The following is a 12,531-nucleotide window of genomic DNA, read 5'->3' as shown; positions in this document are numbered from 1 at the left end:
ACAATATATTTTCTACACCTTGAACATACTATTCTTATATGAAGGAATGATGAACGGCGTGTAAACAAAAAAATAATATTTGGTAAAAATATATTATTGACTATAGATGTGGTGAAGAGTGGAGAGGGAATGGCATGTTTGCTGTGTAACGTTTTGAAAAAGTAGTGAATGTTTTTTAAGAAGTGGTCTTGCCAATTTCATGTGAAACTTGGTATTATTACTAGGTATTAATTTTTTGTTGGAATAATATTTTTACAGGAGTTTCGATTTATTATAAAGAAATATAAATTGGAATGTTTAAAAAATTTATCGTAAGATGGAAATAGTAAATATTTCTATTAGTTAATGAAATATATTTTCTAATAGAATACATCGTATTTTTACAGTCAATCTAGTTTTCGTGACGAGAATCTGTAAAAACGGGACAAACAAGAGTATGGGAGTGGATTTTACATGTTTAAAATTCAAGAAGTTCGCGAATTAATTAAATTAATTGATAGCTCTAATATTGATGAATTTGAATACAAAAAAGACGGTACAACAATCAAAATGAAAAAGCGTGGTAATGAAGTTGTTGCTGTGCAAGCACCTGCAGCAAAACAAGCTATGCAACCAGTAGCGCCTGTTGAAGTTGAAACGAAAGTAGCAGCAGCGCAAGCAGAAGCACCAAAACAAGAAGAGAAGAAGGCTGTTCAAAATGAAAACCTACATAAAATCACATCACCGATGGTAGGTACATTCTATTCTTCTTCTTCGCCTGATACACCTCCATATGTAAGTGTTGGGGATAGAGTATCGAAAGATTCTATCGTATGTATTGTCGAGGCTATGAAGTTATTTAACGAAATTGATGCTGATGTAGATGGCGAAATTGTTGAAATTCTTGTTAATAACGGACAGCTTGTTGAGTATGGACAACCGCTATTTCTTGTAAAAGCGTAATAAGGGAGTCTTTGTGATGATAAAAAAAGTATTAATAGCCAATCGTGGGGAAATTGCTGTACGAATTATTCGTGCTTGTAAAGAAATGGATATTGAAACAGTTGCAATTTATTCAGAAGCAGATAAAGAGTCACTTCACGTACAGATTGCAGACGAGGCGTATTGTGTAGGACCAACGATTTCGAAAGAAAGCTATTTAAATTTGACAAACATTATTAGCGTTGCGAAGTTAACAGGCTGCGATGCTATTCATCCGGGATACGGATTTTTAGCAGAGAATGCAGATTTCGCAGAGTTATGCCGTGAATGTAACTTGATTTTTATCGGTCCAAGTCCAGAAGCTATTTCAAAGATGGGCACAAAAGACGTTGCTCGTGATACAATGAAAGAAGCAGGGGTTCCGATTGTACCAGGTTCACAAGGGATTATTAAAAATACCGAAGAAGCGATCGAGCTTGCTAATCAAATTGGATATCCAGTTATTATTAAAGCGACTGCAGGTGGCGGCGGAAAAGGTATTCGTGTTGCACGCCATGAAGAAGAGCTTATAAAAGGAATTCAAATTACACAGCAAGAAGCTAGTACCGCTTTTGGGAACCCTGGTGTATACTTAGAAAAGTACGTTGAAGATTTCCGCCATGTTGAGATTCAAATAATGGCAGATACACACGGAAATGCCATTCATTTAGGAGAGCGTGATTGTACAATTCAGCGCCGTTTGCAAAAACTATTAGAAGAAAGTCCATCACCTGCACTTGATGAAGATATTCGCAAGCAGATGGGTGAAGCGGCAGTTAAAGCGGCGGTAGCGGTTGATTATACAGGTGCTGGTACGGTTGAGTTTATTTATGAATATAAAACGAAAACCTTTTATTTCATGGAGATGAATACGAGAATTCAGGTTGAGCATCCGGTTACTGAAATGGTAACGGGAATGGACTTAATTAAAGAGCAAATTCTTGTTGCTTCAGGAGAAAAGTTATCGTTACAGCAAGAAGAAGTACAATTTAATGGTTGGGCAATTGAATGTCGAATTAATGCGGAAAACCCTGCCAAAAAATTTATGCCATCTCCAGGTAAAGTAGAAATGTACTTACCACCAGGAGGATTTGGTATTCGCGTCGATTCAGCTGTATATCCGGGATATTCAATCCCACCTTTCTATGATTCGATGGTTGCTAAATTAATTGTTCACGGAAAAACACGTGAAGAGGCAATTGCAAAAATGAAGCGCGCACTTAGTGAATTTGTCATTGAAGGCGTACATACAACAATCCCGTTCCATTTGCAATTGTTAGATCATCCTGATTTTGTAAAAGGTGAGTTTAATACGAAGTTTTTGGAAGAGCATGAACTTGTGACGCAGTGATACATTAAAGGAGGTTTTTTTCATGGCTGAACATATGTTAGATATGGGTCAAGATACAACTCTTGGTAAAGTAGAAATTGCACCAGAAGTAATTGAAGTAATTGCAGGTATTGCAGCTGCTGAAGTAGAAGGTGTAGCGGCAATGCGCGGTAATTTTGCTACAGATGTTGTTGAGAAGTTAGGTAAGAAAAATCATGGTAAAGGTGTAAAGGTTGAATTAGCAAACGAAGATATTATCGTTGACCTTTATGTTGTAATGTATTTTGGTGTAGCAATTCCAGTTGTTGCACAAAAGATTCAAGACAATATTCGCCAAGCACTCTTTACAATGACAGGACTTGAGCCAAAAGAAGTGAATGTTCACATCGTTGGCGTAACATTCGAAACACAAAAAACAGAAATCGAACCAGTGTAAGAATGAAAAGGTGCCTAGTAACATAGGCATCTTTTTTATCGTTTCATTTCTTCACAAATTACAACCCTCTAATTATTATACTATTTCAAAAAATAAGAAATAAACAAGAAAATGTGTCGTTTTTCCAAAAAACGTACATTGTGATAAGATATGGAACTTGAAGTTAATCTTTTTATTATTTTTCAGCCTTGTAACCCGTGTGTGAAACGATAAATTGTGTTATTATCATTGTATTATAAGGTTGGAAAATCAATGAAAACTGTAAGAGTAAGTGAATTGACGGCTTATAAATTATAATAATATAACAAAGTATAAGGAAAGACTTGAAGCATAAAGGAGAGTTACAATGAAACGTAGGACGGCTAGAGAAAGAGCAATGCAAGCATTATACCAAATGGATATTACAGGTGAATTAGAACCGAAAGTAGCAGTGGAAAACACGCTAGATGAAGGCGAAGAAACAAATGAGTTTCTAGAGTCACTTGTAGTAGGTTTTGTAGAAAATAAAGAAGCAATCGATGAAGCGATTCGTCAAAACTTAAAAAAGTGGAAGCTTGAGCGTATTAGTATTGTTGATCGCAGTATTTTACGTGTAGCTGTGTATGAAATGAAGTACATGGAAGAAATTCCACATAACGTAACAATTAACGAAGCAATTGAAATTGCAAAAACATTTGGGGATGAGGAATCTCGTCGTTTTATTAACGGCGTTTTATCTAATATAAAAGATACACTGTAAATTCTTTAAGGGGGAATCTTAAAATGGTAGCAGTAATCATCAAAGGAAATGAAGTTGCGGAGAAAAAACGAGCACAATTAACAGAAGAAGTTGTGAAGTTGAAAGAGCAAGGTATTGTACCAGGATTAGCAGTTATTTTAGTTGGAGAAGATCCAGCATCTCGTTCTTATGTGAAAGGAAAAGAAAAAGGCTGTGAACAAGTAGGAATTTACTCAGAGCTAATTGAACTTCCTGAAACAATTACTGAGGAACGTTTGCTTGCTGAAATCGATCGCTTAAATGGCGATGACCGTATTAATGGTATATTAGTGCAATTACCTTTACCAAAACATATTGAAGAAAAAGCTATCATTGAAAGAATTTCACCAGAAAAGGATGTAGACGGATTTCACCCAATCAGCGTGGGACGCATGATGACGGGACAAGATACATTCCTTCCATGTACACCGCATGGTATTGTAGAATTAGTAAAAGAAACAAATCTTGATATTTCTGGGAAACATGTAGTAGTAATTGGAAGAAGTAATATTGTCGGTAAACCAGTGGGGCAATTGTTTTTAAATGAAAATGCAACTGTCACATATTGTCATTCTAAGACGCAAAATATGAAAGAGTTATCGAAGTTAGCTGATATTTTAATCGTAGCTGTTGGACGACCTAAAATGATAACAGCTGATTATATGAAAGAAGGAGCGGTTGTAATTGATGTTGGTGTTAACCGTTTAGAAACAGGAAAACTTTGTGGTGATGTTGACTTTGACAACGTGTTAGATGTTGCGGGTTACATTACACCTGTACCAAAGGGTGTTGGTCCAATGACAATCACAATGCTTCTTCATAATACTGTTGAATCTGCCAAACGTGCAGGTGTCGTTTGTAAATAATTTGAATCGGCTATGAGGAGAGAGAAATGGAGAAGCAATATTTAACCGTTACAGCGTTAACACGCTATATAAAAACAAAAATAGAATATGATCCGCATTTGCAGTCTGTTTGGTTAAAAGGTGAAATTTCCAACTTTAAAAATCATAGCCGTGGCCACATGTATTTTACATTGAAAGATGAAAATGCAAGAATCGCAGCGGTTATGTTTGCGGGTCATAATCGTAATATTAAATTCAAACCTGAAAATGGGATGAAGGTACTCGTGAAAGGGAAAATCTCTGTTTACGAGGCGAGTGGTTCTTATCAAATTTATATTCAAGACATGCAGCCTGACGGAGTCGGAAATTTACATTTAGCGTACGAACAGTTAAAAGTTCGTTTAGAAGAAGAAGGACTTTTTTCTCAAGTTTATAAAAAAGCAATTCCTCCTTACGCTAAAACAATAGGTGTGATTACGTCGCCAACAGGAGCAGCGATTCGTGATATTATAACAACGATTAAACGTCGTTATCCAATTGGGAATGTTATTGTATTTCCGGTACTTGTACAAGGGGAGTCAGCGGCTCCCTCGATTGTACAAGCGATTCGTACAGCGAATGAAATGGGAGAGATAGATGTACTAATCGTTGGCCGTGGTGGAGGTTCTATTGAGGAATTATGGGCTTTCAATGAGGAAATGATTGCAAGAGCAATCTTTAAGAGTGAAATTCCTATTATTTCGGCAGTAGGCCATGAAACGGATTTTACAATCGCAGATTTTGTTGCAGATTTACGCGCGCCAACACCGACTGCAGCAGCTGAGCTGGCAGCACCTAACATTATAGAGTTACAAGAAAAGGTATTACAAAGAACTCTGAGATTGCAAAGAGCGATGAGAGAGTTAGTACATAAAAAAGAAGAAAAACTACAAGTGTTGCAAAAATCGTATGCGTTCCGTTATCCAAGACAAGTATATGAGCAAAAGGAAGAGCAATTAGATAGAGCGCTAGAACAGCTTGTTTTAGCGAAAGAGCGCTATATTGATAAAAAGGTGAATCAGTTAAAGCAACTTTCATTTTATTTAGAGAAGCACCACCCATCTCAAAAAATTATGCAAACAAAGGTAGCTGTTGAAACGTTGCAAAAGCAATTACAACGTGAAATGCAAACGTTACTTCAAACGAAAGAATTTGCCTTTGTAAGAGCTGCTCAAAAACTTGAAGCGTTAAGTCCGCTTAAAGTAATGATGAGAGGGTACGGGCTTGTATATGATGAAGAGAAGCAAGTGTTAAAAAGTGTGAAAGATGTAAGCCTTGGAGATGCTGTTTCAGTTCAATTACAAGATGGAATACTAGATTGTAGCGTATCAGGCATAGAGGAGCGTGAATTGAATAATGGAAAATAAATTAAGCTTTGAAGAGGCAATTTCGCAACTTGAGCATCTTGTTTCTAAGCTAGAACAAGGTGACGTACCTTTAGAAGAAGCGATTTCTTATTTTAAAGAAGGTATGGAATTATCTAAGCTTTGTGATGAGAAGCTGAAGAATGTACAAGAACAAATGGCAGTTATTCTTGGGGAAGATGGAGAGCTTGAACCGTTTACTGCTTTAGGAGATGAAGCATAGTGACGATTGCTTTTGATACTTTTTTGAAAGAAAGTAAAACTTTCGTAGAAGAAAAACTTGTAAGCTATGCAAATGAATTACAATGTCCAAATGTACTTCGTGAAGCAATGGCATATTCTTTGGAAGCGGGTGGAAAACGTCTCCGCCCGTTACTTTTGTTTGCAACATTACAAGCGTTTGGGAAAGAAAGAAATCTTGGAGTAGGTGCAGCTTGTGCTCTTGAAATGATTCATACATATTCGTTAGTTCATGATGATTTACCTTGTATGGATGATGATGATTTAAGAAGAGGAAAGCCCACAAATCACAAAGTATTTGGTGAAGCGATGGCAGTTTTAGCAGGAGATGGCTTATTGACGTATGCTTTTCAAGTTATTATGGCATATGAGCAAAAAGAAATTTCTGCTGAAAAAAAAGTAAGACTTGTACTTGAACTTGCAAAAGCAGCAGGACCAGAAGGAATGGTTGGCGGACAAGTGGCAGATATGGAAGCGGAAGGGAAACGCCTTACGATTGATGAATTGGAGTACATCCATAAACATAAGACCGGAAAACTGCTTGAATTTGCTGTACTTGCGGGTGCGATACTTTCTGATGCGACAGAAGAGCAAGAAGAAAAGTTGCTTACTTTTGCTAAATATATCGGTCTAGCTTTCCAAATTCGAGATGATATTTTAGATGTCGAAGGAACTGAAGAAGAGATTGGAAAACCGATTGGTAGCGATCTTTCTAACGAAAAGAGCACATATACGACGTTGTTTACTATAGATAGAGCAAAGGATATTTTAGAAGAAACAATTGCAGAAGCAAAAGGTGCGATTAGCTCCTTGCAATTACAAGATGAATATTTACTATCTATTTGTGATTTGATTGCAAAACGTAATAACTAATATAACAGCGTTTTCATTTGTTGAGTCATTCATCATTTTATGATATAAATGTAGGAAAAGGTTTTTCTTTTCTTGTTATTGGCAAAAATATATGTAGATTACATTGCCGTTATCACTTCGTGTTAGCGGCTATTTTTTTCATCGCCTAAAGAAATATGGTTTATAATAGGATTAGGGCGCAATAGACTGGTTAATAGCGGGACAAGACGAAAAATAGAAAAGAGAATTTCTTGTTTTGTGTAAATGTTTTTTTATAATATTTGACATGTTGACAGATTATGAAATGAAAGTGAGTGATCCATGTGGATCTAACGCAAATTCAAAACCCTAGTTTTTTGAAAGATATGTCTATCAGTGAACTAGAGGGATTGAGTGAGGATATTCGTAAGTTTTTAATTGAAGAGCTCTCTCAAACAGGTGGACATATTGCACCTAATTTAGGTGTAGTAGAACTCACAATTGCTCTGCATAAATTATTTGATAGCCCGCAAGATAAATTTTTATGGGATGTAGGACATCAATCCTATGTACATAAAATTTTAACTGGACGCGCGAAAGAGTTTGGTACATTAAGGCAATATCAAGGTCTATGTGGTTTCCCGAAACGTTGCGAGAGTGAGCACGATGTATGGGAAACTGGTCATAGCTCGACTTCGTTATCGGCTGCAATGGGAATGGCTCTGGCACGTGATTTAAAGAAAACGAAAGAATATGTTATACCAATTATTGGAGATGGTGCTTTAACAGGCGGAATGGCTTTAGAGGCATTGAACCATATTGGACATGAAAAAACAGACATGATTGTTATTTTGAATGATAATGAAATGTCAATTGCACCAAACGTTGGTGCGCTTCATAATGTACTCGGTCGTTTACGTACTGCAGGAAAATATCACTGGGTAAAAGATGAATTAGAGTATATATTAAAGAAAATTCCAGCAGTTGGCGGGAAAGTGGCTGCGACAGCAGAGAAAATAAAAGATAGTCTTAAATATTTACTAGTATCTGGTGTCTTTTTCGAAGAGTTAGGCTTTACATATTTAGGTCCAGTCGATGGGCATGATTATGAAAAGTTATTCGAAACGTTGCAATATGCAAAGAAAACAAAAGGCCCAGTACTCGTTCACGTTATTACGAAAAAAGGAAAAGGTTATAAACCGGCTGAGAGTGACGTTATCGGTACTTGGCATGGAACAGGACCTTATAAAATTGAATCAGGTGACTTCGTTAAGCCGAAAGAAGTTGCACCAGCATGGAGTGCTGTCGTTAGTGAAACAGTACTTAAGCTAGCGAGAGCAGATGAGCGTATCGTAGCAATTACACCTGCAATGCCTGTTGGATCAAAACTTGAGAAATTCCAAAAAGAATTCCCAGATCGTATGATTGATGTAGGTATTGCAGAACAGCATGCTACAACAATGGCAGCAGGTATGGCAACGCAAGGAATGAAGCCATTCTTAGCAATTTATTCGACATTTTTACAAAGAGCATATGACCAAGTTGTTCATGATATATGCCGCCAAAATTTAAATGTTTTCATCGGAATAGATCGCTCGGGATTAGTAGGAGCAGATGGTGAAACGCATCAAGGCGTATTTGATATCTCATTCTTACGTCACTTGCCGAATATGGTGCTTATGATGCCGAAAGATGAAAATGAAGGGCAACATTTAGTTTATACGGCGATGCAATATGAAGATGGACCAATCGCATTGCGTTATGCGCGCGGTAATGGACTTGGCGTTCATATGGATGAAGAATTAAAGGCGATTCCAATCGGTACGTGGGAGACGTTAAAAGAGGGTACACAAGCAGCTATTTTAACGTTTGGTACGACAATACCAATGGCAATGGAAGCAGCTGAGCGTCTTGAAAAAGCTGGGGTTTCAGTGAAAGTAGTGAATGCTCGCTTTATTAAACCAATGGATGAAGCATATTTACATGATCTTCTAGGAAAGAATATACCGATTTTAACGATTGAAGAAGCTTGTTTAATTGGTGGTTTTGGAACAGGAGTAGTTGAATTTGCATCTGAAAATGGTTACCATAGTGCATTAGTTGAACGAATGGGTATTCCAGACCGCTTCATAGAGCACGGAAGTGTAACAAAATTATTAGAAGAAATTGGTTTAACGACAGATGCTGTTGTAGACCGTATTCATACAATGATTCCATCAAAACAAAAAAGGGCGTAACAAATGAGCGTAAAAAAAGAAAGAGTAGATGTACTATTAGTAGAGCGAGGACTTATAGAAACGCGTGAGAAGGCAAAGCGCGCCATTATGGCCGGACTCGTATATGCAAATGAGATGAGACTTGATAAGCCAGGAGAGAAAATCTCGCAAGATACTGAGATTACGGTGAAAGGACAAGTTATGCCGTATGTAAGTCGTGGTGGTTATAAACTTGAAAAGGCATTAGAGACATTTCATCTTGATTTACAAGATAAAGTTATGATAGATATTGGTTCATCAACTGGTGGCTTTACAGATTGCGCGCTTCAAAATGGAGCGAAATTATCTTATGCATTAGATGTAGGATACAATCAACTAGCGTGGAAATTACGTCAAGATGAGCGTGTTGTTGTAATGGAACGAACAAACTTCCGTTACGTGACACCAGCAGATTTAGAACGTGGTTTACCGCAATTTGCAAGTATTGATGTTTCATTTATATCATTAAAGCTTATACTGCCAGTTTTAAAAACAATGCTTATGCCTAACGGAGATGTAGCAGCGTTAATTAAACCGCAGTTTGAAGCTGGAAGAGAGCAAGTTGGGAAAAAAGGTATCGTTCGTGATAGAAAAGTACATGAAGCTGTTGTAGAAATGATTGTCGATTTTGCTTTAAAAGAAGGCTATGATGTGGAAGGTTTAACATTCTCACCAATTACGGGTGGGGATGGTAATATTGAATTTTTAATTCATCTGAAATGGCATGGTGAACGCGAGAATGGCGAAAATCATTCTCCAATTTCTATAGAGCAAGTTGTTACAGAAGCGCATGACGTTCTAAAACAAAAAGGGAAAGGGGAATAACATACGTTGTTCCTCTTTTTGCTGTAATTGTATAATGATTGCAAAAACAATTGTGTACAAGAAACGAATTATAAGTTAACATAAATAAGTGAAGTATACCAATGTTTAAACTATGGTAAGAGATAGTGTGAGGTGCAAATGTATGAATAAAGGTCAGCGCCATATTAAAATCAGGGAAATTATTGCAAACAAAGAAATTGAAACACAAGATGAATTAGTTGATATTTTACGTAATGAGGGATTTAATGTAACGCAAGCAACAGTATCGCGCGATATTAAAGAATTGCACTTAGTGAAGGTGCCATTACATGATGGGCGCTATAAATATAGCTTGCCAGCAGATCAACGATTTAACCCGTTACAAAAATTAAAACGAAATCTAGTGGATTCATTTGTAAAATTAGACACGGCAGGACATATGCTTGTGCTAAAAACATTGCCTGGTAACGCTCATTCACTTGGAGCACTTATTGATCATTTAGAGTGGGATGAGATCATCGGAACCATCTGTGGTGATGATACTTGCTTAATTATTTGCCGTACACCTGAAGATACAGGTGTTGTCTCTGATCGTTTCTTAAATATGTTGTAACAAAAAATCTTGTTTGCTTTCCATCATAAAGTGGAAAGTGAACAAGATATTTTTATTGTTTAAAAATATGAATTTTCAATTGTAATATAATATTTTGTGTGTATAAAGTTAAAAAATAGATGGATTGACCCGTAAAACAAATGTTTGGTACAATGAAGCGGGTTAGAAGAGTATATACATACAAATATATAGCATGATTATTTGAATGAAGAACTGAGAAAATCCTTTAGTAAGGGATTATTTTATAACGAGGTGAATGGGGCATTGTTATCGGAATTATCGATTAGAAACTTTGCTATTATTGAAGCATTAAATATTTCTTTTCAAAAAGGTTTAACGGTTTTAAGCGGTGAAACAGGGGCCGGAAAATCGATTATTATTGATGCAATTAGTTTACTTGTAGGTGGCCGTGGGTCAGCAGAATTTGTTCGATATGGAACAGAAAAGGCTGAGATTGAAGGGTTATTTTATGTTGAAGATGAGAAGCATCCATGTATTGAAAAGGCAGAAGAGTTAGATATAGAAATAGAAGATGGCATGATTATTTTAAAGCGTGATATTGCTGCGAACGGGAAGAGTGTATGTCGTGTAAATGGGAAGCTTGTTACACTTAGCATATTAAAAGAAATTGGGAAAACACTTGTTGATATTCATGGACAGCATGAAACGCAAGATTTAATGAATGAAGAACGACATCTGTTTATGCTTGATCATTTTGATGGGGATCGAATCGTTAAACAATTAGATATATATCAAAACGTATACGCTGACTATGAAAAATTAAAAAAACAATTGAAATCGTTAAGTGAAAATGAACAACAAATGGCACATCGCTTAGATTTAATTCAGTTTCAGCATGAAGAAATTCGCAAGGCGGATTTAAAGCTGGATGAAGAAAATGAATTAACTGAGGAACGATTACAAATTTCTAATTTTGAAAAGATTTATAAAGCGTTAGGTGATGCATATCGTTCGTTAAGTGCCGACGGACAAGGATTAGATAATGTAAGAAGTGCAATGGGGCAAATGGAAAGTATTACACATTTAGATGAAGTGTATCAAGAGAATCATGATTCAATTGCAAATAGTTATTACTTATTAGAAGAGGTTGCCTATCAACTGAGAGAAAAGCTCGATATGATGGAATATGATCCAAATCGTTTAGATGAAATCGAAACACGTTTGAATGAAATTCGTATGCTAAAGAGAAAATATGGAAATACTGTAGAAGAGATTTTAGCGTATGCTGATAAAATTGAAAAGGAAATTTTTACGATTGAAAATAAAGACGTTCATATTGAAACGACGAAGAAACAGTTGAAGGAATTAGAAAGTGTTATTCTGAAAGAAGCAACGTTGTTAAGTAATATGCGTCATGAGCTTGCAGAACATCTTACAAATGCAATTCATCAGGAATTAAAAGAATTATATATGGAAAAAACGAAATTTGAAGTGAGAATTATGAAGAGAGAAGGAAATGCAGAAGAGCCCCTTGTGGAAGGTGCACCGGTAAGACTTACGGCGGACGGTTACGATCATGTGGAATTTTATATTTCAACGAACCCAGGAGAGCCGCTAAAACCACTTTCAAAGGTTGCTTCTGGAGGAGAGTTATCTCGTATCATTTTAGCTTTAAAAAGCATTTTTTCTAAGCATCAAGGGGTTGCATCTGTTATTTTTGATGAAGTGGATACGGGTGTAAGTGGCCGGGTCGCACAGGCTATTGCAGAAAAAATTTATCGAGTATCAGTAAACTCGCAAGTACTTTGTATTACGCACTTACCTCAAGTAGCTTCAATGGCGGATTCGCATTTATTTATTCGAAAACAAGTAGCGAATGATCGGACAATTACTTCGGTTACTGTTTTAACTATGGAGGATAAAGTAACAGAAATAGCTCGAATGATTTCTGGTGTGGAAATTACAGATTTAACGACAGAGCATGCGAAAGAATTACTTACGCAAGCGCATCATTTTAAACAGACAGCAGAGGCTATCCAGTAATGGATAGCTTTTTTTCTCAAATGAAGATTTCTTAATTCTTCCGGTTATAAATA

12 protein-coding genes are annotated in these 12,531 nt (G+C 36.4%); all 12 read left to right on the top strand.

Features of this window, described 5'->3' with window-relative positions:
- Positions 1-453: 453 nt before the first annotated feature.
- Positions 454-942, top strand: coding sequence for an acetyl-CoA carboxylase biotin carboxyl carrier protein (accB, locus tag MR143_RS03710; protein ID WP_000472858.1), 489 nt, complete (start codon positions 454-456; stop codon positions 940-942).
- A gap of 16 nt (positions 943-958) precedes the next feature.
- Positions 959-2,311 (top strand): acetyl-CoA carboxylase biotin carboxylase subunit, encoded by a 1,353-nt coding sequence (gene accC, locus MR143_RS03705; protein WP_000592870.1) that lies wholly within the window; start codon positions 959-961, stop codon positions 2,309-2,311.
- A 22-nt stretch (positions 2,312-2,333) separates the two neighbouring features.
- Positions 2,334-2,726 (top strand): Asp23/Gls24 family envelope stress response protein, encoded by a 393-nt coding sequence (locus MR143_RS03700; protein ID WP_000807630.1) that lies wholly within the window; start codon positions 2,334-2,336, stop codon positions 2,724-2,726.
- Between the two features lie 346 nt (positions 2,727-3,072).
- A complete protein-coding gene (gene nusB / locus MR143_RS03695) occupies positions 3,073-3,465 on the top strand; it encodes a N utilization substance protein NusB (RefSeq protein WP_000830247.1) in 393 nt (130 codons plus the stop codon).
- Between the two features lie 23 nt (positions 3,466-3,488).
- A complete protein-coding gene (folD, locus tag MR143_RS03690; RefSeq protein ID WP_000226734.1) occupies positions 3,489-4,349 on the top strand; it encodes a bifunctional methylenetetrahydrofolate dehydrogenase/methenyltetrahydrofolate cyclohydrolase FolD in 861 nt (286 codons plus the stop codon).
- A 26-nt stretch (positions 4,350-4,375) separates the two neighbouring features.
- Positions 4,376-5,734, top strand: a complete 1,359-nt coding sequence (gene xseA / locus MR143_RS03685) for an exodeoxyribonuclease VII large subunit (RefSeq protein WP_000415243.1) — start codon at positions 4,376-4,378, stop codon at positions 5,732-5,734.
- On the top strand, positions 5,724-5,954 hold the full coding sequence (xseB, locus tag MR143_RS03680; RefSeq protein ID WP_000428423.1) for an exodeoxyribonuclease VII small subunit: 231 nt from the start codon (positions 5,724-5,726) through the stop codon (positions 5,952-5,954). Before xseA ends, xseB begins: the two co-directional genes overlap by 11 nt.
- A complete protein-coding gene (gene ispA / locus MR143_RS03675) occupies positions 5,954-6,844 on the top strand; it encodes a (2E,6E)-farnesyl diphosphate synthase (protein ID WP_000150373.1) in 891 nt (296 codons plus the stop codon). The genes xseB and ispA overlap by 1 nt, the downstream gene beginning before the upstream one ends.
- A 302-nt stretch (positions 6,845-7,146) precedes the next feature.
- Positions 7,147-9,039 carry a 1-deoxy-D-xylulose-5-phosphate synthase gene (dxs, locus tag MR143_RS03670; protein WP_000366452.1) on the top strand — a complete coding sequence of 631 codons (1,893 nt, stop codon included), beginning with the start codon at positions 7,147-7,149 and terminating at the stop codon, positions 9,037-9,039.
- Positions 9,040-9,042: 3 nt separating this feature from the next.
- Entirely contained in the window at positions 9,043-9,882 is an 840-nt protein-coding gene (locus tag MR143_RS03665) for a TlyA family RNA methyltransferase (protein ID WP_000111872.1), read from the top strand.
- Between the two features lie 142 nt (positions 9,883-10,024).
- Entirely contained in the window at positions 10,025-10,474 is a 450-nt protein-coding gene (gene argR / locus MR143_RS03660; RefSeq protein ID WP_001032581.1) for an arginine repressor ArgR, read from the top strand.
- Between the two features lie 264 nt (positions 10,475-10,738).
- A complete protein-coding gene (gene recN, locus MR143_RS03655) occupies positions 10,739-12,478 on the top strand; it encodes a DNA repair protein RecN (protein WP_000947761.1) in 1,740 nt (579 codons plus the stop codon).
- Positions 12,479-12,531 lie beyond the last annotated feature (53 nt).

The organism is Bacillus cereus group sp. BfR-BA-01347 (genome assembly GCF_022663835.1).
Lineage (GTDB): Bacteria > Bacillota > Bacilli > Bacillales > Bacillaceae_G > Bacillus_A > Bacillus_A thuringiensis_K.
Note: the sequence above shows the minus strand (reverse complement) of the source record. Positions and strands in the feature narration are given on the sequence as shown.